19 protein-coding genes are annotated in these 21,357 nt (G+C 55.1%); 6 read left to right on the forward strand and 13 right to left on the reverse strand.

The annotated features are described in order from the left end of the window. Nucleotides 1-15 precede the first annotated feature (15 nt). The 4 genes from HF685_RS11550 to HF685_RS11565 are packed head-to-tail and all read left to right on the forward strand — an operon-like array spanning nt 16 to nt 3,096. Nucleotides 16-1,383 carry a S41 family peptidase gene (locus tag HF685_RS11550; RefSeq protein WP_168820104.1) on the forward strand — a complete coding sequence of 456 codons (1,368 nt, stop codon included), beginning with the start codon at nt 16-18 and terminating at the stop codon, nt 1,381-1,383. 11 nt (nt 1,384-1,394) lie between these two features. Beyond that, complete coding sequence (locus HF685_RS11555) at nt 1,395-1,880, forward strand: disulfide bond formation protein B (protein ID WP_168820105.1); 486 nt, start codon at nt 1,395-1,397, stop codon at nt 1,878-1,880. Then, entirely contained in the window at nt 1,873-2,412 is a 540-nt protein-coding gene (locus HF685_RS11560) for a demethoxyubiquinone hydroxylase family protein (RefSeq protein WP_246218598.1), read from the forward strand. The genes HF685_RS11555 and HF685_RS11560 overlap by 8 nt, the downstream gene beginning before the upstream one ends. A 54-nt stretch (nt 2,413-2,466) precedes the next feature. Continuing rightward, nucleotides 2,467-3,096 (forward strand): hypothetical protein, encoded by a 630-nt coding sequence (locus tag HF685_RS11565; RefSeq protein ID WP_211051150.1) that lies wholly within the window; start codon nt 2,467-2,469, stop codon nt 3,094-3,096. An 8-nt stretch (nt 3,097-3,104) separates the two neighbouring features. On the opposite strand, the gene HF685_RS11570 is transcribed toward HF685_RS11565, so the two are convergent. The 5 genes from HF685_RS11570 to HF685_RS11590 all read right to left on the reverse strand — a co-directional run bounded on the left by HF685_RS11570 (nt 3,105) and on the right by HF685_RS11590 (nt 9,499). Then, a complete protein-coding gene (locus HF685_RS11570; protein ID WP_168820106.1) occupies nt 3,105-4,871 on the reverse strand; it encodes a DUF885 domain-containing protein in 1,767 nt (588 codons plus the stop codon). 51 nt (nt 4,872-4,922) lie between these two features. Continuing rightward, a complete protein-coding gene (locus tag HF685_RS11575; RefSeq protein WP_168820107.1) occupies nt 4,923-6,491 on the reverse strand; it encodes a PH domain-containing protein in 1,569 nt (522 codons plus the stop codon). After that, nucleotides 6,488-7,045: a PH domain-containing protein gene (locus HF685_RS11580; protein ID WP_246218599.1), complete on the reverse strand. Its 558-nt coding sequence runs from the start codon at nt 7,043-7,045 to the stop codon at nt 6,488-6,490. Before HF685_RS11580 ends, HF685_RS11575 begins: the two co-directional genes overlap by 4 nt. A gap of 92 nt (nt 7,046-7,137) precedes the next feature. Further along, nucleotides 7,138-8,145, reverse strand: coding sequence for an NAD(P)H-dependent flavin oxidoreductase (locus tag HF685_RS11585; protein ID WP_168820108.1), 1,008 nt, complete (start codon nt 8,143-8,145; stop codon nt 7,138-7,140). Nucleotides 8,146-8,233: 88 nt separating this feature from the next. After that, nucleotides 8,234-9,499 carry an aspartate kinase gene (locus HF685_RS11590; RefSeq protein WP_168820109.1) on the reverse strand — a complete coding sequence of 422 codons (1,266 nt, stop codon included), beginning with the start codon at nt 9,497-9,499 and terminating at the stop codon, nt 8,234-8,236. A 68-nt stretch (nt 9,500-9,567) separates the two neighbouring features. Between HF685_RS11590 and ubiG the strand changes: the two genes are divergently transcribed. Both ubiG and HF685_RS11600 read left to right on the forward strand, forming a co-directional pair. Further along, nucleotides 9,568-10,317 carry a bifunctional 2-polyprenyl-6-hydroxyphenol methylase/3-demethylubiquinol 3-O-methyltransferase UbiG gene (gene ubiG / locus HF685_RS11595; protein WP_168820110.1) on the forward strand — a complete coding sequence of 250 codons (750 nt, stop codon included), beginning with the start codon at nt 9,568-9,570 and terminating at the stop codon, nt 10,315-10,317. A gap of 5 nt (nt 10,318-10,322) precedes the next feature. Next, complete coding sequence (locus HF685_RS11600) at nt 10,323-10,916, forward strand: YdeI/OmpD-associated family protein (RefSeq protein ID WP_168820111.1); 594 nt, start codon at nt 10,323-10,325, stop codon at nt 10,914-10,916. Nucleotides 10,917-10,938: 22 nt separating this feature from the next. Here HF685_RS11600 and HF685_RS11605 read toward each other — a convergent pair whose 3' ends face one another. The 8 genes from HF685_RS11605 to HF685_RS11640 form a co-directional block, all read right to left on the reverse strand. Then, a complete protein-coding gene (locus HF685_RS11605; protein ID WP_168820112.1) occupies nt 10,939-11,322 on the reverse strand; it encodes a DUF3224 domain-containing protein in 384 nt (127 codons plus the stop codon). A 77-nt stretch (nt 11,323-11,399) separates the two neighbouring features. Then, on the reverse strand, nt 11,400-12,071 hold the full coding sequence (locus tag HF685_RS11610) for a glutathione S-transferase family protein (RefSeq protein ID WP_168820113.1): 672 nt from the start codon (nt 12,069-12,071) through the stop codon (nt 11,400-11,402). An 88-nt stretch (nt 12,072-12,159) separates the two neighbouring features. Continuing rightward, a complete protein-coding gene (locus HF685_RS11615) occupies nt 12,160-12,600 on the reverse strand; it encodes a hypothetical protein (protein ID WP_168820114.1) in 441 nt (146 codons plus the stop codon). A 128-nt stretch (nt 12,601-12,728) separates the two neighbouring features. Further along, entirely contained in the window at nt 12,729-13,064 is a 336-nt protein-coding gene (locus HF685_RS11620; protein WP_168820115.1) for a VOC family protein, read from the reverse strand. Nucleotides 13,065-13,242: 178 nt separating this feature from the next. Next, complete coding sequence (locus tag HF685_RS11625) at nt 13,243-14,100, reverse strand: PEP-CTERM sorting domain-containing protein (RefSeq protein WP_168820116.1); 858 nt, start codon at nt 14,098-14,100, stop codon at nt 13,243-13,245. A gap of 147 nt (nt 14,101-14,247) precedes the next feature. Continuing rightward, nucleotides 14,248-18,774 (reverse strand): glutamate synthase large subunit, encoded by a 4,527-nt coding sequence (gene gltB / locus HF685_RS11630; RefSeq protein ID WP_168820117.1) that lies wholly within the window; start codon nt 18,772-18,774, stop codon nt 14,248-14,250. Continuing rightward, a complete protein-coding gene (locus HF685_RS11635; protein WP_168820118.1) occupies nt 18,774-19,784 on the reverse strand; it encodes a DUF2059 domain-containing protein in 1,011 nt (336 codons plus the stop codon). Before HF685_RS11635 ends, gltB begins: the two co-directional genes overlap by 1 nt. A gap of 37 nt (nt 19,785-19,821) precedes the next feature. After that, a complete protein-coding gene (locus tag HF685_RS11640; protein ID WP_246218600.1) occupies nt 19,822-21,288 on the reverse strand; it encodes an NAD(P)-dependent oxidoreductase in 1,467 nt (488 codons plus the stop codon). Between the last annotated feature and the right edge of the window lie 69 nt (nt 21,289-21,357).

Here is a 21,357-nt window from a genome sequence, read left to right on the forward strand (position 1 = left end):
CACAGGACAGACCACATGAAAAAGCCTTTTCTTCAAGCCTCCGCGCTGGTTTTGACCGTCGCGCTGTTACCCGCCACCACTTCGGCACTGTCTGCGGTGGACGCGAACACATATCGCGAAATGGAGCAGTTCATGAGCGTGTTTGACCGGGTGAGAAACGACTATGTCGATCAGGTTGACGATGCCGATCTGATAAAGGGCGCAATTGACGGGATGCTTGGTAGTCTCGATCCGCACAGCAGCTTTCTCGATGCCCGTGATTTTGAAAACCTGCGGACGCAAACAGATGGCAATTACGGCGGTCTAGGTCTGTCTGTAACCATGGAAGACGGAGCGGTTAAGGTGATTGCGCCGTTTAAGGATACCCCGGCGGACAAAGCTGGCGTGAAGGCGGGTGACTATATCACCCATATAAACGGCGAGTTGATTTATGGCGGAACACTGGATGAAGCGGTCGAAGAAATGCGCGGCAAGCCGGGCACGCCAATCGAACTGACCATCGTGCGCCCGGGCCGCGACAAGCCTTTTGATGTTTCGATGAACCGCGCGATCATTGATCTCAAACCGGTGACATGGGAGATTAAGGATCAGGTTGGTGTGATCAGCCTCAACAGCTTTTCCGCCGATGTCGGCGCGGACGTAAAAGCGGCGATCACAGGCATTGAAAAATCACTGGGCAAAAAACCACTTGGTTATATTCTCGATATGCGTTCCAACCCCGGCGGTCTGCTGGACGAGGCAGTGGCGGTGTCGGATGTGTTTCTGACGCGCGGTGAAATTGTTTCGCAGCGTGGCCGCAAAAAATCAGACATTGAGCGTTATTTCGCAAAAACCGGTGACGCCGCCAATGGCCTGCCGGTGATTGTGCTGATTGATGCTGGTTCGGCATCGGCTTCTGAAATCGTAGCTGGAGCGTTGCAGGATCATCATCGCGGACTGGTGATGGGTGAACGCAGCTTCGGCAAGGGATCGGTGCAAACATTGTTGCCGCTTTCCAATACCTCGGCGCTGCGCCTGACGACAGCGCGCTATTACACGCCGTCTGGCAAGTCAGTGCAGGAGGGCGGCATTGAACCTGATATCATCGTGCCGCAGCTTTCCGACCCCGATTATAAAACCCGCCCGAAATTCCGCGAGGCAGATCTCCGCCGCCATTTGATCAACGAAATCAAACTGGAAGACGGTGTTCTGGAAGAAGACACCAAAGAAGATCCTCGGTTTACGGCGACTTCGGAAGAGCTCGAAAAACAGGGCGTGAAGGATTTTCAGATGCATTATGCCTTGCAAACGCTGAGTCGTCTGGGTCCTGAAGGTATGAGGGTTGCGATCAACAAGGCTACGAAAAAGGCAGTCACAAAGAAACCCGCGACCGCTAAAAATTAAAGGCTGAATGCATGGCATTGACGCGAATAGCCTATGCACTGGCGCTGATCATTCCCGCTGCCTTGCTGGGCGGCGCTTTGATCAGCCAATATGTTTTTGGCCTCTATCCGTGCGAAATGTGCATGTGGCAGCGCTGGCCGCATTACATCGCTCTCGGTTTTGCTGCGTTGGCGATGGCATTGCGCAACCATGAACTGTCGAAATCCATCGTGGTTGCCGCGGCGCTGGCGGTATTGGTCAGCGGTCTGATCGGCGGTTTTCACGCAGGCGTGGAATATGGCTGGTGGGAGGGGCTGACCGCATGCGCCACGACGGTGCCTGCCAGCGGCGATATGCTCGACTCCATCATGAACGCGCCGCTCGTGCGCTGCGATGTCGCGCCCTGGTCGCTTTTCGGAATTTCTCTTGCGGGCTTTAATTTTCTTTTGTCAGTGGTCGGAGCCATGCTTATCTTGATGTTATTGACAATGGGCCGTAAGGAAATGCAGCATGGATGAAAAAAACCTCGGACGGTCAAAAGCGGATATCGCCTCGATGATCCGTGTCAATCAGGCGGGCGAATATGGCGCGGCGCAAATTTACAAAGGCCAGCTTGCGGTGATGGGCGATGATGCGCCCGACAGCAGCGCAATCCATCATATGGCCGAGCAGGAACAAGTGCATCTGGATGCATTTGACAAGATGATAGCCGAACGCGGCGTGCGGCCCACACTTTTGCAACCATTCTGGAAAGTTGCAGGCTACGCGCTGGGTGCCACGACTGCTGCAATGGGCCCGCGCGCTGCAATGGCTTGCACCGCGGCGGTCGAAACGGAAATAGACGCCCACTACAAGGAGCAGCTTGACGCCCTGGAATCGGAAAATGATCCCGAGCTGACCCGTATGATTACGGAGTTCCGTGAAGAAGAGCTGGAGCATAAGGCAACAGCGATAGCGGCGGGTGCAGAAGAAACGCCCGGTTATCCCGCGCTCAGCGCAGCCATCCGTTTGGGATGCAGGGTCGCGATCGGGTTGTCCAAACGGATTTAAAAGGAACAGATTGCTTCACGGCGGGTTCATTCCGCAAATGGCAAAGGAACTGACATGAAAAACATCGCAATTTTATCAGCTGCCGCTTTGGCTGCATCAAGTTTTGCCGCAACGCCAGTGTTGGCACAGGATGCTGCTGGCGACCGGGTTAACCAGTTGGTCATATACGGCGATGATCCCTGTCCGCAGAGCACGGAAGGCGAGATCGTCGTTTGCGCGCGCAAAGACGAGAGCGAGCGCTACAGAATTCCTGAAACCCTGCGCGGCGGCGAGCTTGGTGAGGCAAAAAACCAGGCTTGGTCAGAGCGCGTGAAATCCTACGAATATGTAGGCAAGTCCGGCACCAATAGCTGCTCTCCAACCGGGGCTGGCGGCTTTACCGGCTGTACCCAAAAACTACTTTCTCAAGCCTATGCCGAAAAAAGCATTGATGACACGGTGAACTGGGGCCAGTTGATTGAAGAAGAGCGCCAAAAACGCCTCGCATCTATCGATGCGGAATCCGCCGTTGTCGAGGCGCGGGTCCGAGAAATCGAAGCCCAGCGTGATGAACAGGAGCGTGCGGCGGCCGAAGCGCTGGAACGCCTTGAAGCACAGGATGCTGCTGCGGAAACCGCGAAAAACCGCGCTACTAACGAGCTGGCGAGACCGCCCGAAGCTGACGAGGCACCCGGGCCAAACTAGGCTTCGCGCTAGCTAGTTTTCTTCGCTTCAATCCAGCGGTTCACTTGCGCCTCCAGCATATCGAGCGGCACTGAGCCTTGCCCCAGCACTACATCATGAAATTCGCGTAGATCAAATTTCTCGCCGAGCGTCTCGGTGGCTCTGGTGCGCAGTTCACGGATCTTGAGCTCGCCCATTTTATAGGCCAGCGCTTGCCCCGGCCATGAGATATAGCGATTGACTTCCGCTTCTATATTACCCGCCGTAAGCGCCGTGTTGTCAGTCATGAAATCAATCGCGCGCTGCTTGCTCCAGCCTTTGGAATGGATGCCCGTATCGACCACCAACCGGGTCGCCCGCCACATTTCATAAGAGAGGCGACCCATGTTTTTGGCCGGTGTATCGTAGAGCCCCATCTCAATGCCAAGGCGCTCCGAATAGAGCCCCCAGCCCTCCACAAAGGCGGTGAAGAAGGCTCCGTTTTTGCGAAAATCGGGCATATCCAGTTCCTGCTGCAAGGCTATCTGCTGGTGATGACCGGGCACGGCTTCGTGCACGCTGAGCGCAGGAATTTCCCAGAACGGCCGTTGGTCAAGCTTGGATGTATTGACGTAATAGGTGCCGGAAATGCCGACCTCTGGAGAGCCGCCGTTATAATAGGCTGTGGTTGTGCCTTCTGCTGTCTCGGCAGGAATTTCCCTGATGCCATAAGGCAGCCGCGCCAGCTTGCCGATGATCGTCGGCATTTTGCCGTCTATCATCTTGGTCACGCGCGCGACCTTTTCCATCAATTCTTCCGGCGTCTTGGCGTAATACTGCGGATCGGTGCGCAGATGCTCGATAAACGCCTCGCGTGTATCATAGCCCGCTTCCTTCGCTACCGTGACCATTTCAGCACGGATGCGGGCGACTTCGCTCAAACCGATTTTATGGATTTCGTCGGCCGTTTTGTCCGTGGTGGTCATCTGACGGACCTTGAAATTATAATATGTATCGCCGCCGGGCTGCGCTGATACGCCGGGCGCAGTGGCGCACTTTGGTTTATATTGTGTGTTGTACCAGTCAAGTTGCTCTTGCAGCAGCGGGTTGATCAGCATCCCGATCGTGGCGGCAGCGCGCAGGGCCACCGCCTCAAATTCCTCGGGATCGACCCCCTGCGGGATCGGCTTTTTAAAGGGTTCGTAGAAGCGCGATTCTGTTGGATCTTCGACGATCAAGCCGGATATGGTTTTCTCATGGCCATCCAGCGCGACGCAAGGCTGGGCGAAACCGCCAGCAATCGCCTGATTGGCGATGGCGATATTTTTGGTATGCATATCGCCGTAGCGCTTCAGCCGGTTTCCGTAGCTGCGATAATCGGCGATGGTTTTGAATGGCAGATTATTGTGCATGCCTGCAAAATTCTGGTGCCAGGCGGAATAGCTCGTAAAATTCATCACCCGCTGCGGATATGTATTGGCTTCTATCTGCTCCCCCAATGTTCGCCGTAAAATACCGAAATTGGTGCGGTCGTCTTCCGTGAACCCGCGCTGGTCGAGCGCATCCAGTTGCTTGAGCCACGCTTTGGCTTTCTCAACCCGCTTGTCTTCGGCCTCCAGGCTCGCATCGCTGATCCGCCCTTCAGGATCATCAACCCCGAGCGATGAAGCAAATTCAGGAAATTGATCCAGCGTATAAGACCAATAATCATCGGCTATTTGCTTGAGCGCGCTATTATCCTGCGCGTGGGCAGGCAAGGGGGTGGAAACGAGCAAGATAGCGGCGATAGCATTGAGGGCTGGGGACAAGTGGCGCATGGTTTTCCTCTCGATATTTTCCGATTTGATAACGCAGGAAACTATTATTGGCTAGTGTTGCTTGGCTGTTGAGATCAGACCGCTGGAAGGGCCAAGCAGGTTCAGACGCAAATCCATCGCCCGCTGATAGTCGATGTGATTAATCTTGAGCGGTGTTAAAGCTGATCCGCCAGCGACGCCGATTGTTAGCGTGGCCAAATTCAGCGGATGATCCAGTGGCGATTGTTCCAGATCAACCGATTGGATTTTGCGCAACGGCAAGATGGTGAGCTTGCGGCTCCACCATCCCGTATGGACAAACAGTTGATCCTTGGTCAGCGCGTACCGGTGACGCCGCCAGTTTAAAATCATTGACGCCGTGACGGGTATCCAAAGCAAAATCAGGGCAAAAAATGCCGGATGCAAGAAATGCGAAAGTGCCCAGGCTATTGCCGCCAGCGCCAGCGCGAGGATCAAAGCATCCCGCCACCACATGGCCGAATCCACATTATCGAATATGAGTTCCGGCGCCGCGTTGCGGATGCCGGTTTCCTCCATTATCGGTTCAATTTCATCAGGCTTGGCGCAAGGCGCAGCGCTGTGATCGCTCTCTCCGCCAACATCGCTGGCCAGCGATTGAAACTTCAGGTGATACCAGCCAAAGCGCTCGCGAATCGGTCCGGTCTTAATGATCGCCGCCTGTACCCGCTGGATTGGCATGACCATATCGGTCAGCGTAAAAAGGCCGCGTCGGCGGCGGAAACCGGCCTTCACCCGGTCCAGTCGAAATCCGTATTCGCGAACAAAGGTGCGGATGACGCCGCTGGCGACACCGATGAAGACCAGCGATCCGATAGCGCCCAATATCCCCAGAACTCGCGTTCCGAAGCTTAGACCATTGACGAACTCCTGATCCATCCAGAGGCCCGCCCAGTATCGCGGGTCAAAAACTTCCCCCGGAAGCAAAAAATCAAGGTTTTGCGCAGCGGCCCCGAGCAGGGCGAGTAAAATGAACGAGAAATCAAACAGCCCGGCGACAAAAACGCGCGTGTTGTTCATTGCGAAAACCGGAGTGCTATCTTCTTCGTCCGCAACGCCTTCAACTGCGTCCGTTTGGGAACCAGTCCCGGCGATCAATCCGGCTTTGCGATCACGGATAATATCCCGCAATCTCTCCGCTTCAAGCAGTGACACTGCATCAAGAGAATCTTCATCACCGCCGGATCCACCTGTTTCGATTTTCACTTTTGCCAATCCCAAGAAGCGGGCGATCAACTTTTGTTCGACATTCACATCCTGAATACGTTCGTAGGGGATCGAGCGATTGTTGCGCGATAAGACGCCGCTTTGAATCCGCAAATCCTCTGCCCCGACAGTATAGGAAAAGCGCGACCAGGCGAGCCAGGTGAAGAACATCGGGATGGCAAATATCAGTGGAATGATGAGCGGTGCCAGCCATAGGAAACCCGCATCCAGCGCCTTATCGAAGTTCGACCAGGTCAGTGCGACAAGAGCGAAGCCAACCGAGGGCAGCAGACCGATAAAGTTAATCAGCAAGGTGAGTGGGTGCAACCGGTGACTTACCGGACCTTCTGCGGAATCGACACCGCCCTGAGCTTCGGTCACCGCATTTTCGATCATATCATGTCTTTGCGAATATGGCCCTTGATCGTCTCGCGCATCGCCTCGGCATCGGCAGTCGCGAGACCGGGCAGGGTGACGATGCTATTATGCGTGCCGGCGGTGTGGACCACCAGAGTGGAGAGCCCGAGCCAGCGCTGCAAAGGCCCCTGCGCGACATCAATATGCTGGATACGGTTGAACGGGACGATGGTGTCCGTCCGCCACAAAAACCCGCGCAGCACGCGCAGTTGCTCATCGCCCATCTCATAGCCCCAGCGGCGAAACTTGCGATACGGCAGCATCACGATCAACAGAAATGCGAAGACGTTGAACGGCACCAGCAGGTAAGTCGCAGCAATGCCCAATTGTGTTTGCAGGAAATAGGCGGCCACAAAAGACGCGATAACGAGCGGCAAAACGCCAAATATAACATTGAGTCGCATCAGTGACTTTTGCGGTGGATGCAGCGGTGTCAGGCCCTGATTATAGGCGCGCAAATGGTCGGTTTCCATCTGTTCCAATGGATCGGCTGCGGCCAGCGGCGTGGAAGACATGGAGGCTTGTTCGGTCATATTTTTTCTATGCCCTTACTGTGTTGTTTAGGCAAGACAGATAGCTTGTCGATACGAGCGCTGCACCTAATACCTAGCGCAGCTATTGATACTTAGCGAGCGAGCGCAGCTTCCGCCTCGTCGGTCAGCGATTTGACAATTTCGGCCACGCTTTCTTCTGCCTTCACCATGCCCACAGATTGCCCGGCCATCACGCTGCCATTCTCGACATCACCGTCAATCACCGCCTTGCGCAATGCCCCGGCCCAGAAATGCTCGATCTGCAATTGCGCCTCGCCCATTTCTATTTCGCCTGCGTCCAGCAACTTGGCAACTTCGATCTGCTTTTTGGTGAACTCTTCCGTGCCCTTGTTTTTCAGCGCCCGAACCGGAATGACCGGCAGGCGCGCATCGACCTGCACGCTGGTTATCGCATCCCGCGCATTGCCGCGAATGAAAGCTTTCTTGAAATTGGGATGGGCGATGGATTCATGCGCGCAAACAAAGCGCGTCCCGAGCTGGACACCGCTTGCTCCCATTTCCAGATAACCTGCAATGGCCGAACCGCGCGCGATGCCGCCTGCGACAAATATCGGCACTTCTTTCGCAAGTTCCGGCAAAATTTCTTGCGCCAGCACGCTGGTCGATACCGGCCCGATATGCCCGCCCGCTTCCATGCCTTCGATCACAATCGCATCGACGCCCGAGCGGAGAAATTTTTTCGCCAAGGACAATGCAGGCGCAAAACAAATCACTTTTGCGCCGGTTGCCTTGATCGCCTCCAGACTGCCCTTGGGCGGCAGACCGCCGGCCAAAACAACGTGCGTGACTTCATGTTTACCGCACACAGCGATCAGCGCCATCAAATCCGGATGCATGGTAATCAGGTTCACGCCAAACGGCTTGCTGGTTAGCTTCTTGGTCTCGGCAATTTCCGTGTCGAGCAAATCCGGCGTCATCGCGCCGCAAGCAATCACACCAAATCCACCCGCATTGGAGATAGCGCTCACCAGATTGCGCTCCGACACCCAGGACATCGCCCCGCACATAATCGCGGTTTCACTGCCTAGCAGGTCAGTGCCGCGTTTCATGAGGTGGGAGAGTTTGGATTGGGATTGCATCACTTTTTCCGTTCGTCCTGAGCCTGTCGAAGGACGATTGCCACTCATGCTTCGACAGGCTCAGCACGAACGGGATTTCTATTTCAAATCAAGCCGCATCCTCGGCATCAAGCCCGTAGGCTGTGTGCAGCACCCGCAGCGCCAGCTCTGTATAATCTTCCTCGATCAACACGCTCACTTTAATCTCTGATGTCGTAATCGCCTGAATATTGACGCCGCGATCCGCCAGCGCCTTGAACATGGTGGAGGCGATACCGGCGTGGCTTTTCATGCCCACACCGACAACGGAAATTTTCGCGACATTACTGTCAGAAATCAGGCGGTTATAACCAATGCTCTCCTTGGCGGCTTCGAGCACCTGCATCGTCCGGTCGAGATCGCTGGTTGGCACGGTGAAGGTGACATCCGTCTCGCCTTTTTCGCGGCCAACATTCTGAATGATCATATCGACGTTGATCGCAGCATCGGCGAGCGGGCCGAAGATGTTCGCCACGGCGCCGGGTTTATCCGGCACACGGGTGAGCGTAATTTTGGACTCGTTCTTGTCATGGGCGATGCCGGTTATCAGTTGGCGCTCCATATCACTTTTCTCCATTTCATCTTCGCTGATGATCATTGTGCCGGGCAGTTCATCTGCGCTGGGTGCGCCGTCGTCGGTGAACGACGAAAGTACCTGAATGCGCACGCCTTCCTTCATCGCAAGTCCGACCGAACGGGTTTGCAACACTTTTGCGCCAACGCTGGCGAGCTCCAGCATTTCCTCAAAGGTTACGGTTTTCAGTTTTTTTGCTTTAGTCACGATGCGCGGGTCGGTGGTGTAGACACCATCGACATCGGTATAAATATCGCAGCGATCCGCTTTCACCGCAGCGGCTATCGCAACTGCGCTGGTGTCTGATCCGCCGCGCCCCAATGTGGTAATCCGGCCCGCTTCGCTGATTCCCTGGAACCCCGGGATGATAGCGATTTCGCCCGATTGCATGGCAGCGACAAGCGCGCTGCCGTCGATGTCATCGATTCGGGCTTTGCTGTGGGCCTCAATGGTGCGGATGGGCATTTGCCAACCCAGCCAGCTGCGCGCTCTTGCACCCAGCGATTGCAAGGCGATTGACAGCAAGCCAGCCGTAACCTGCTCGCCCGAGGCGACCACAACATCATATTCCGCCGGATCCGAAAGCGTACTCGCCTCGCGGCAGAAATTCACCAGCCGGTCGGTGTCGCCCGCCATAGCGGACACAACTACCGCTACTTCATGCCCGGCGTCCGCCTGTTGCCTGACGATCTGCGCCACGCGGCGGATGCGCTCAATTCCGGCCATGGACGTGCCGCCAAATTTCATCACTATGCGTGCCATGATGGGTAGTTTGAATCTTTCGCTAAAAAGTGCCTGAACTGGAACCAAAAGCCTGATAAAGAGAGGCTATGACAAAGGCAAGTACCGCCAGTTCTTCTGGCAAGACCACGATCAATCCAGATGAAGCTGCGCATTTTGGTGCGCTGGCCGCAGACTGGTGGGATCCCAAGGGATCTTCTGCGATGCTCCACCGGCTTAATCCGGTGCGATTGGGCTATATCAGGCATGCGATTAACACGCATTTTGGCACTGATACCCAGGATCTGAAACCGCTGGCAGGCAAGCGTGCGCTCGATGTTGGTTGCGGCGCGGGGCTGGTGTGCGAGCCGCTGGCGCGGATGGGGGCGGAGGTCGCGGGGCTGGACGCTGCGCCGGAAAACATCGCGGCGGCAAAAGCCCATGCTGAGCCGCTGGGATTGGGGATTGATTATCGCAATGAGGCGATTGAGAAATTTGATCGGACGGGATTTGATGTTGTAACCTCGCTCGAAGTGATCGAGCATGTTGATGATCCGGCTGGCTTTATGGCAGGACTAGCAACCGCATTGGCGGATGACGGCCTGATGATCCTCTCAACCCCCAATCGCACGACCATGTCGAAACTGATGTTGGTTGATCTGGCCGAGATGACCGGGCGGATACCCAAAGGCACACATCACCATGATCAATTTTTCACGCCGACAGAGCTTACAGCCATGCTGGGTGATTCGGGACTGGAAGTGATCGACACAACCGGCATCAGCTACAGTCCGGCAAGCGGCTTTTCGCTCTCGGATGATCTGAAGCTTAATTATCTGATGACGGTTGTTAAAGGATAACCGGCGTGGGTTCAGCAAATCCCCTTATTGATGCCTATGTCGAGAAAGCACAGGATTTTGCCAAGCCGATCCTCATCCATTTGCGCGCATTGATTCATGAGGCGCGGCCGGATATCGAGGAAGCAGTGAAATGGGGTATGCCATTTTTCACGCTGAACGGGAAAAACCTATGCAATATTGCCGCGTTTAAGGGGCATGCGGTTTTTGGTTTTTGGGAGGGGCTTAACGTCGAAATTCCAAAGTCCAAGGATGCGATGGGGCATTTGGGACGGATCCGGTCGCTTGATGATTTACCATCAGACAAAGAAATGCTGGCGATGATCCGATCTGTTATCAAGCAAATGGAGCATCCGGAAAAGGCCAAAGCAAAGCCCATAAAGAGGCCGGTCAAAGTGCCGCCAATGCCCGATGATTTTGCGGCTGCGATTGCTGCCAAAAGCAAAGCGCAGGAAACATATGATGGCTTTGCTCCAAGCCACAAGCGCGATTATCTGGAATGGGTAATTGATGCAAAACGCGATGAAACCCGGCAGAAGCGTATCAAGCAAGCGGTCGAATGGATGGCCGAGGGCAAGGATCGCAACTGGAAATATCGTTAGGGCGAATTAGCCAGAGCAAAAGCTATTCAGGCAAATTATAGGTCACGGTATAGCTATGCGCGCCATCGACATTGTCGATTTCCATCGTGCCTGTAATTCCGGCCAGCGCACCGGTTCCTGAATCCGGAACGATGATGATCGAAAGTTCTTGACCCTTGGGCGACATTGTACCGCGATGGGCAGCGATGAAGCTACCGTCTTTGCCGCCAAGTGATCCAGTGATTGTTTCCAGGGCCACATAGACGCGCGCACCGGTTTCTTCTGTGCCGCCCATCATCATCTGACCCGTGCTGGTGCCAGTCAGATCGCCGGTAAATGTTTTGCCAATCGACATCCGTGCGGGGTCTTCGCCTTCGCCGGAGACAGGTTTCATTTCAACTTCGAAATCGCCGCTCGCCGTTTGCATATATATGTCGTCCGCCAAGACCGGGGAGCCCGCAAGAAACATCGCTGCCACCGGCAATAGATACCATCCCCGCACCATTAAAAATCCACCTTCTCGTAATGCTCGGGCGGGGCAATCACTTCCATGCGTTCCGACAGCAAAGGCCGGAAGGATGGCCGCGATTTGAACATTTGATACCATGCTTTGGTTTGCTCGTGCCCGGTCCAGTCGATCCCGCCGAGATAATCGGCGACGGAAATTTGCGCAGCGGCGGTAAGGTCAGCCAGGCTCATGGTTGCGCCAGCCAGCCAGCTACGGTGATCGATCAGATAATCGATGTAGTCGAGGTGAACATTGGCGCGGCGCATGGCCTCGCGCAGCACCTTGGCGTCTGGCGGAGCGCGATGGACGATGCGTTTATGCATACGTTCATAGAGCATGGGCGCGGTCACATCGCCGTAAAATTGTTCATCAAACCAGGCCACGAGGCGGCGGATCTCGGCGCGATTGGTTGCAGTGCCGTTAATCATCGGCGCTTTTTCGACCGTCTCTTCAAGATATTCGCAGATCGCCACGCTATCGACGAGGACAATATCGCGCTGGCCATGTTTGAGCACCGGAGTGCGCGCGGCCGGGTTCATATCCAGAAATGCATCACGCTGCAGCCACGGCGATTCGCGCACCAGTTCATAGGCGACCGACTTTTCGCCCATAAGCAGGCGGACTTTGCGCGAAAACGGACATAGAGGGAACTGGAACAACTGCCACATAGCTATGCTGTTAATCGGGATTCGGTTTTGTGGGAAGGGGCTTGATGCAAGGCCGGTCTAAATAAGTCGCAGGACGTCAAATTACCGATCAATCGATATCGTCCATCCGCCGCTTTATCTTCTCAGTGATGGCTTTGAGCTGCGGCAGCAAGGCTCCGAATTCGGAAGCCGTGATACCCATCATCGCAGTACCCTTGCGGACACCATCGGTCATATTCCGGTCAAAATCCGGATCATCGCGGCGCGCGAGGTCGCCAACTGTGGCATCGGGATCAATATCGGACGCACCGGCACCGCCGGGTATGGCCTTTTCAACTGCGGTAACGAACGGCCCGATGGGGACATCCATCATCGCTGCCATAAATCCGCCGAACATATCAGCGAGACCGTCCTGAAACACAGGATCATTCAGTTGCTCGATCATTTCGGATTCGGAAGAGTTATCCGGGTCATCTCCGGAATTTGCCAAAGCGGGATTTGCCACCGTCAATGCAACGGCGACAACTGGTATAGAAATGAAGCGGCGCATAATGGTCCTCCTGAAACAAGGTCGCGTATTACCGGCGACAACTGTCGTCTAGCAGAGCTGTCCTTAGCCAAAGCTGAACTGAACAGCCGGGCTAGCGAAAGACTCGTAAACACCTGTAACGACAGCGATTATCCCGGTTTGTACACAGCCAGCCGGTTGCCTGATGGATCCAGACACTCAAAGCGCCGCCCGCCGGGATACGCAAATATTTCCGCAACAATTTGCGCGCCGGTCCCCTTGACCTGCACATAGGCCGCCTCCAGATCATCTGCCTCAAAAACAGGCATTGGCGCGGCGGGTTCATCTCCGGCGGCAATACCAATCTGTACCGGGCCACCTTCCACAGCAGCATATTCCGGCCCGTAATCGGTGAATGCAAATCCAAAGGCCTTTTCGTAGAAGGCTTTGCTGGCGGGCAAGTCCGCTGCTTTCATTTCAAGATAATTGGGGGTGATTTTGGTCATGACTTTGGCTCCTGCCGATTGCTCGCTGATGTGGGGGCGGTTGCAGGCACACAAGATGTCAGGCCGCCAAGCCCGAACAATCCAATACCTGAAACCAAATCTCGCCGAGTCGTCATAAGTCAAAGCTAAGCGCCTAGATTATCAGTGCAAGAACAATGTTCCTTGGCGCTGCCGAAATTCAGTTTGCGCGTTGCTTGCGCCGCCGCCATGCCAACGTGCCTGCACCCATGCCGAACAGCAATAGCGCGGGAGGCGCTGGAACCTCGGTTGGGTCTGCGCCAAACAACGGCAAATTCCAACCGCCTGTCACTTCAAATCCGTCCGCCAACCCGCGCCATATTCGGCCATCGCGCGAGTCCGTTACAGCAATGCGATCAAGGATCAGAGACGTCGCGGTTCCGGAGAAGCTGGTATAGGAATGCGTACAATCAAATTGAGATGGCGCCGGGAAACAATTTTCACCGCCGGTTATTGTTCCGGTGGCTTCATCAAAGATAAATTGAGGGCCGACAAGTAAAGTTCGGCCCCAGCCGTTTTCGTCCAATGCTAGCTTGTAGCTGTTAGCCGCCGGATTAAATACGATATCGATACCTTTGATACGATTGCCGTCACCCGGGCTATTCAGGTAGCCTGGCGTTATACTTCCGGTAATATCAAGGCCTGAAGTTTTGCCGGTTGGCAGTGTACCAGACAGATTATCTGTGCCTGTAAACCTGTAGTTTCCATCAGCATCCGTCAGGATACTGCCCGTGCGATCCTTGATGAAATCGATAAACGCTGCTGTCGGAACTTCCACCTGAACCGAATATTTGAATGGATCGCCGATCTTGTAGGGATAATCGGGAGCGGGGCCAGTGTATGTTTGGGCCGGAAAGCCGTCATAGTCGCGCAATTCTATCTGCTCTGCCGCCGGATTTGTTATTATTCCGGAATAGGTAAGTTCAAGCCGCTGAAACTGGGGATCAATCAACGCTGCCGAGGCCGCTGAGGTGAACGTGAGTAGCCCAAGCGCTGCTGATGCTGCGATTTTTAACATAAAGGTCTCCCGTTCAAGGAAACCAAGCAATTTCAATGCCATATATGGGAAACAAAGGGTTAACGCGATGGATAATGGTTAACGCAATTTGCTTTACTAAATAACTGTAATGCAGACCGTCGGTTTTTAATTACTGTCACTTCAAAATCACTCTGCCGCCTCAATCGCCTCTGTGTCCGATAGTGGATGTTCCAACCGGCTGACCATTTCTTTCGGGCAGACTTGCCAGAAGCGTTCCCGCCAGCGGTCCCAGTCGCGCAGGATAGTTTCGGACCACTTGCTGTCTGTGGTTTTGTGATGTGCTTCAACCAGCGCTTTGAGATGCTCTTCCCAATAATCGCTTTCCAGCCGCTGCCAGATGATGCTCTCCGGATTGGCCAGCTTCTCAAAATTACGATCAACATCCAGGATGAAAGCCATGCCGCCGGTCATGCCTGCGCCAAAATTATTGCCGACTGCGCCCAGGACCACGACATTGCCGCCGGTCATATATTCGCAGCCATTGGCGCCGCAACCTTCGACCACCACATTCGCGCCGCTGTTGCGAACCGCAAAACGCTCGCCCGCTTGTCCCGATGCAAAGAGCTGCCCGGCAGTTGCGCCATAGAGCACGGTGTTGCCAACTATGGTGTTCGCTTTGCTATCGAGTGGTGAACTCACCATCGGGCGGACGATAATCTTTCCACCGCACAGGCCTTTGCCGACATAATCATTGGCATCACCGAAAACTTCCAGCGTGAGTCCCTGACAAAGGAATGCGCCCAGCGACTGGCCGGCACTGCCGCGAAGACGGACATGGACGTGGTCTTCGGGCAGATCCATCATGCCATATTTTGCGGTCACCTCCGCCGAGAAACGCGTGCCAACCGCGCGGTGGGTGTTGCGCACCGTATAGGTCAGTTGCATCTTCTCGCGCCGCTCGAAAACCGGCTTGGCGTCTTCAATCATTTGCGCGTCCAGACTATCCGGTACTTCATTGCGGTGCGTCGGCAGATTGAAACTGCGCATCGCATCCGGTGCATCGACCTTGGCAAGGATCGGGTTGAGGTCAAGATCATCAAGATGCTCCGCACCTCGACTGACTTGCCGCAACAATTCGGTACGGCCAATAATTTCATCGAGCGACCGGAAGCCAAGGCGCGCCAAAATTTCACGCACTTCCTCGGCCATATAGGTCATCAGATTGATAACCTTCTCCGGTGTGCCAGTGAACTTTTCACGCAATTTTTCATCCTGCACACAGACCCCGACAGGGCAGGTATTGCTGTGGCACTGGCGCACCATGATGCAGCCCATGGCGACGAGGCTTAGCGTGCCGAGGCCAAATTCCTCCGCGCCTAGAATCGCGGCAATCACGATGTCGCGTCCGGTTTTCAGCCCGCCATCCGTGCGCAGTTTGACGCGGTGACGCAGGCCGTTGAGCGTGAGCACCTGATTGGCTTCACTCAATCCCATTTCCCACGGGGTGCCAGCGAATTTGATCGACGTCTGCGGCGATGCTCCGGTGCCGCCAGTATTGCCGGAGATCAGAATGACATCGGCATGGGCCTTGGCCACGCCAGCTGCGATTGTGCCGATGCCCGCAGACGACACCAGCTTTACGCAAACGCGCGCGCGCGGGTTGATCTGCTTGAGATCATAAATCAACTGCGCGAGATCTTCGATTGAATATATATCATGATGCGGCGGTGGCGAAATGAGCGTCACGCCGGGTGTCGAGTGACGCAGTTTTGCGATAAATTCCGTCACCTTGAAACCGGGCAGTTGTCCACCCTCACCGGGTTTTGCCCCCTGCGCGACCTTGATTTCTAATTCTTCACAAGCCCCCAGATATTCCGCCGTGACACCAAAACGACCGGAGGCAACCTGCTTGATCGGGCTGGAGGCATTGTCTCCATTGGGGAAGGGCGTGTAGCGACGTTTTTCTTCGCCGCCTTCACCGGACACGGATTTCGCGCCAATCCGGTTCATCGCGATGGCGAGGGTTTCATGCGCTTCGGGACTAAGCGCGCCGAGCGACATGCCCGGTGTATTGAAGCGTTTGCGCACTTCGGTAATCGCTTCGACTTCATCGATAGGGATGGGTTCGGGCGCGAAGTTAAATTCCATCAGGTCGCGCAGATAAATCGGTTCCAGTTCGCGAACGCCTTGGGAGAATTGCAGGTAGGACGAATAGCTGTCCTGCGCGACGGCGGTTTGCAGCAAGTGCATCAAATGGGCCGAATAAGCGTGCGCCTCGCCGCCATCGCGTTGCTTGTAAAAACCGCCAACGGGCAAGCGCACGATGGCCGGTTCAAAAGCCGCCTGATGTTTTTCCTGCGCATTAAGGAAAAGCGAAGCATAACCTTCGCCGGAGATTTTGGTCGGCATGCCCGGGAAGAGATCATTGCATAGTGCGCGCGAGAGGCCGACGGCCTCAAAATTATAGCCGCCGCGATAGCTTGAAATAACCGCGATGCCCATTTTCGACATGATCTTGAGCAAGCCCCCATCGATGGCTTTTTTATGACGAGCGATGCATTCATCCAGCGTAAGATCGCCGAACAACCCGCGCTTGTGGCGATCATATATGGCGGCTTCCGAGAGATAGGCATTTACGGTGGTCGCACCGACGCCGATCAGCACGGCGTAGCAATGGGTGTCGAGACATTCGGCGGCGCGGACGTTTACCGATGCGTAGGATCGCAATCCCTTGCGCACGAGATGGGTGTGCACGGCGGCGACCGCGATAATCATGCTGATCGCCATATGGTCTTCGTCAATATTTTCGTCAGTCAGGAAAATTTCGGTTTTGCCAGCGCGCACCGCTTGCTCGGCTTCGTTCCGTATGCGCGCAATGGCCTCGCGAAATTCCACGGCTCCGCCGGTGTTCGTCATCGTGCAATCTATTTCAGCCACGGCATCACCGAAGCCCAGCTTCAGCCGCTCCCACAATTCGCAGCTGAGGACTGGGCTGCCCAGAACCATGACATTTTCGTTCTGGCTGTCTTTTTCCAGAATATTGGCGAGATTGGAAAAGCGCGTGCGCAGGCTCATCACATAGCGTTCGCGCAAGCTGTCAATCGGTGGGTTGGTTACCTGACTGAAATTCTGCCGGAAGAAGTGGCTGATCTGTCGCGGTTTGGCGCTGATCACAGCAAGCGGCGTGTCATCGCCCATTGAGCCGATCGCCTCTTTTGCATCCTCGACCATCGGCGCGAGGATCATCTCCATATCCTCCAGCGTGTGGCCAGCGGCGGTTTGCCTGCGGATCAACTGCTCTTTTGAAAAATCCATCTCGCTGGTGACGGGAGCTGGCGGCAAATCTTCTGCCGTGAGAAAGCCTTTGACCAATTCCGGATAGGGTTCTTCGGCGGCGATCCTGTCTTTTATCTCCTTGTCCGAATAAGTGATCCCCTGGTCCAGATCGACGGCGATCATTTGCCCTGGGCCAAGCCGCCCCTTTTCGACAATCTGGCTTTCCGGCACCACAACCATGCCGGTTTCCGAGCCTATAATCAGTAGATTATCAGCCGTCTTGGAATAGCGCAGCGGACGCAGCGCATTGCGGTCCACCCCGGCAACCGCCCAGCGGCCATCGGTCATAGCCAGCGCGGCGGGGCCATCCCACGGCTCCATCACACTCGCCATATATTCATACATCGCCTTGTGCGCCGGGTCGATCTCGCCGTTGTTCTGCCATGCTTCTGGAACAAGCATCAGCTTGGCCGTCGGGCCATCGCGACCCGAACGGCAGATGGTTTCGAACACAGCATCAAGCGCCGCCGTGTCCGAAGCGCCTGCCGGTATAACCGGTTTAATATCTTCGGAATGATCGCCAAAAGCGAGGCTTGCCATCTTGATCTCGTGGCTCTTCATCCAGTTTTTATTGCCGCGAATGGTGTTGATCTCGCCATTGTGCGCGAGACAACGAAACGGCTGCGCCAGCCACCATTGGGGGAAGGTATTGGTCGAATAGCGCTGATGAAAAATGGCGACCCGGCTTTCGAAGCGTTCATCGGTAAGGTCGGGATAAAAGACGGAGAGAGATTCAGCGAGGAACAGGCCCTTGTAGATTATGCTCCGCGCAGACAGGCTGCAGATATAAAAATCCTGAATTTGCGCTGCAACGACTTTCTTCTCGATCCGCCGCCGGATGAGATAGAGGTTTTTTTCAAACTCGGCGATATCATGCGTGTCAGGCAAAGGCCCAGCGATCATGATCTGCTCGATTTCGGGCCGCGTATTCTGCGCTTTCTGGCCGATAACCGAAACATTGACCGGCACCTGACGCCAGCCGTAAATCCTGTAACCCGCCTCTATGATTTCCGCCTCGACTATGGTGCGGCAGGTTTCCTGCGCTGTGAGATCGGTGCGCGGCAGGAATATCATGCCAACGGCGAGACGGTTGGGCAGAACTTTATGGCCGCTATCGGCAATCGCATCATCAAAGAAGCGCGCTGGCAAATCGACATGGAGCCCCGCACCATCGCCCGTCATTCCGTCCGCATCAACCGCGCCGCGATGCCAAACAGCTTTCAACGCATCAATCGCCGATGCCACCACCCGCCGCGATGGCTTGCCGTCGGTTGCCGCGACCAGACCAACGCCGCAGGCATCGGTCTCAAATTCGGGCCGGTACATGCCGGTTTCGGCGAGACGTTTATGTTCCGGGGTAGGGTAATGGTGGGTCATCAAGGTCCGTCTTTCTTCAGCCGTTTTTTGGCCTTTTCCTTGGCCTTTTCTTCGGCATCGAAGAACCTATCAAAAGCGGCATCATATTGTGCTTCGGCTTTCTCAACAGCGGCCCGGTCTGCGGCAGTCCAGTTTTCGCGCTGGTTCCATGCTGCCTCCTCATCCACGTCTTCGGCCATTTCTTCTGCAAGCTCAGCAAGCCCGTCTGTTGCTGAACCAGTCATTTCGTTGGGGTCAACGCCCATGAGCTCGCTTAGCGTGTTGCGCTCTGCATCACTCAAGTCCTCCAGTTTTCTCGGTGGCGGAATGTCGCCCGAGCCCGTGGTGATTTCTTCCATCGCACCGAAAAACCGTTCCATGAACTGCGGCATCATTTCCATCGAGGCGGACATGACTTCCGGGCTGGCAAAGATCGCAAGGCTTTCTCCCGCAAATTTCGCGCCGGACTCGGTTTCAAAAAATTGCGCTACCGATTCCAGTTCGTCAGCTGAAAAGCGGCGGGCATAAGCTTTTGCCATGCCCTTGCGGATGGATGGTTCAATATCATCAGACAAATCGATCATGATATCGGAGAGCTTGGTCATCATCGTGCGGTTGCGTTGTTTGTAATAGGGATCGATAATGGCCATCATATCAGCGAGATTTGCGCCTTCTTTCAATGTGATGTCATCTTCATCAACGCCAGCAAATGTTGCAATGACCGAGAGCGGAATTTGGTCCATTCCTTCCATCATTGGTTCAACGACCTTTTTAAATGTCTCAGCCATTATCTTGCGATAGCTGCCCTTGGGCACAACCGCCGCCGCGACGCGCTCGCCTTTTGACAAAAGCGCCGGGTCAATTGGTGTTTCGTCCTTTTCGAACATATTCTGGAACATCTTGGTAAAGGCTTCGAGGTCTTTGGCACCCGCCTCTGCGTTCGGGGCGGTCGCGGCTTCTTCCTGTGCTAGCGCGGGTGCCGAAAAGGCCATGCCCAAAGAAGCAATTGCTGTCAGAAAAAGTTTTTTCACGTCTTGGTCTCCGTTTTTGCAATATGCAGTGCAGCGTTCAGGCTGCTACTTTTTCAACCTGATTCTTCTCGCGCAAATACCGGTGCATATGTTCGGTAACATCCCGGCCGTCCCTGATGCCCCAGACGACCAGACTGGCTCCGCGCACGATATCGCCAGCCGCGAACACGCCGTCCAGATTGGTCATCATGGACTTGTGATCGACGCGCAACGTGCCCCAGCGGGTTACGCTGAGGTCGGGGCAATCAAAAAGCGCTGGCAATTCTTCGGCATCAAAGCCCAGCGCCTTGATCACCAGATCAGCCTCCAGCGTAAAGTCACTGTCGGGCTGGACCTCCGGCGAACGGCGGCCACTGGCATCGGGCGAGCCGAGACGCATTTGGGTGGCTTTGACGGCGGTGACATGATCGGTGCCCTCAAACGCTTTCGGCGCGGATAACCAGACAAATTCGACGCCTTCTTCCTCGGCATTCTTCACTTCATTGGGGGAGCCTGGCATGTTGGCACGGTCCCGGCGATAAAGGCATTTCACGGATTTGGCCCCTTGCCGCACCGATGTCCTGACACAATCCATGGCAGTATCACCGCCGCCGATCACAACGACGTTTTTGCCCTTGGCGTTAAAGCGGCCTCCACCGGAATCAGGCCCAAATTCCGGCACGTCATCGCCAAAGCTTTTGCGGTTGGAAGCAATCAGGAAATCCAGCGCTTCCTCGACGCCCGGCGCGCCGGCGCCCGGCATTTTGATTTCTCGTGCCTTGTAGACGCCGGTTGCAATCAGGATCGCAGCATGCTTGTTGCGCAGTTCATCCAGCGTAGCATCTTTGCCAACTTCAAAATTCTCATGAAAAACGATGCCGCCATCTTTCAATCGCTGAACCCGCCGCATGATGATATGCTTTTCCAGCTTGAAGCCGGGGATACCGTATGTCAGCAGACCGCCAGCGCGATCGTGGCGATCATAGACATGCACATCATAGCCCGCGACACGCATATATTCTGCTGCGGTCAAACCCGCAGGTCCGGCTCCGACTATGCCAACCGATTGCCCGCGCGGTGCTCCCGGCTCGAGTGGTTCAACCCAGCCTTCTTCCCATGCGGTGTCGGTAATATATTTTTCCACAGCGCCAATTGTGACTGCGCCATGGCCGGAAAATTCGATTACGCAATTGCCTTCACAGAGGCGGTCTTGCGGACAAATGCGGCCACAAATCTCGGGCATGGTCGATGTCAGGTTTGACATTTCATAGGCTTCACGAAGACGCCCTTCGGCAGTGAGTTTCAGCCAATCGGGAATATGATTGTGCAAAGGGCAGTGGGTCGAACAATAGGGCACGCCGCATTGTGAACAACGCGCAGCCTGTTCGGCGGCCTTTTCAGGCGGAAAACGATCAGCAATTTCGTGGAAATCTTCTGCGCGCAACGTCGGCTCACGCTTTTCGGGATAGGCCTGCCCATCCTCTACAAATTTCAGCATATCCAGTTTCTGCGGAGCCTTTGTCATGCCAATCGCTCATTTCCAGTGATTATTGATGTGATGATACGCCCTCCAGCGTGTGCATTACCGGCGTTA

The sequence above is a fragment of the Parasphingorhabdus halotolerans genome, from assembly GCF_012516475.1.
Classification (GTDB): Bacteria; Pseudomonadota; Alphaproteobacteria; order Sphingomonadales; family Sphingomonadaceae; genus Parasphingorhabdus; species Parasphingorhabdus halotolerans.

Excerpts from the sequence above, each read along its gene's own strand:
- HF685_RS11550 (WP_168820104.1), top strand. The coding sequence starts at position 16 with ATGAAAAAGCCTTTTCTTCAAGCCTCCGCGCTGGTTTTGACCGTCGCG.
- HF685_RS11555 (WP_168820105.1), top strand. The coding sequence starts at position 1,395 with ATGGCATTGACGCGAATAGCCTATGCACTGGCGCTGATCATTCCCGCT.
- HF685_RS11560 (WP_246218598.1), top strand. The coding sequence starts at position 1,873 with ATGGATGAAAAAAACCTCGGACGGTCAAAAGCGGATATCGCCTCGATG.
- HF685_RS11565 (WP_211051150.1), top strand. The coding sequence starts at position 2,467 with ATGAAAAACATCGCAATTTTATCAGCTGCCGCTTTGGCTGCATCAAGT.
- HF685_RS11570 (WP_168820106.1), bottom strand. The coding sequence starts at position 4,871 with ATGCGCCACTTGTCCCCAGCCCTCAATGCTATCGCCGCTATCTTGCTC.
- HF685_RS11575 (WP_168820107.1), bottom strand. The coding sequence starts at position 6,491 with ATGATCGAAAATGCGGTGACCGAAGCTCAGGGCGGTGTCGATTCCGCA.
- HF685_RS11580 (WP_246218599.1), bottom strand. The coding sequence starts at position 7,045 with ATGACCGAACAAGCCTCCATGTCTTCCACGCCGCTGGCCGCAGCCGAT.
- HF685_RS11585 (WP_168820108.1), bottom strand. The coding sequence starts at position 8,145 with ATGCAATCCCAATCCAAACTCTCCCACCTCATGAAACGCGGCACTGAC.
- HF685_RS11590 (WP_168820109.1), bottom strand. The coding sequence starts at position 9,499 with ATGGCACGCATAGTGATGAAATTTGGCGGCACGTCCATGGCCGGAATT.
- ubiG (WP_168820110.1), top strand. The coding sequence starts at position 9,568 with ATGACAAAGGCAAGTACCGCCAGTTCTTCTGGCAAGACCACGATCAAT.
- HF685_RS11605 (WP_168820112.1), bottom strand. The coding sequence starts at position 11,322 with ATGCAAACGGCGAGCGGCGATTTCGAAGTTGAAATGAAACCTGTCTCC.
- HF685_RS11610 (WP_168820113.1), bottom strand. The coding sequence starts at position 12,071 with ATGTGGCAGTTGTTCCAGTTCCCTCTATGTCCGTTTTCGCGCAAAGTC.
- HF685_RS11615 (WP_168820114.1), bottom strand. The coding sequence starts at position 12,600 with ATGCGCCGCTTCATTTCTATACCAGTTGTCGCCGTTGCATTGACGGTG.
- HF685_RS11620 (WP_168820115.1), bottom strand. The coding sequence starts at position 13,064 with ATGACCAAAATCACCCCCAATTATCTTGAAATGAAAGCAGCGGACTTG.
- HF685_RS11625 (WP_168820116.1), bottom strand. The coding sequence starts at position 14,100 with ATGTTAAAAATCGCAGCATCAGCAGCGCTTGGGCTACTCACGTTCACC.
- gltB (WP_168820117.1), bottom strand. The coding sequence starts at position 18,774 with ATGACCCACCATTACCCTACCCCGGAACATAAACGTCTCGCCGAAACC.
- HF685_RS11640 (WP_246218600.1), bottom strand. The coding sequence starts at position 21,288 with ATGACAAAGGCTCCGCAGAAACTGGATATGCTGAAATTTGTAGAGGAT.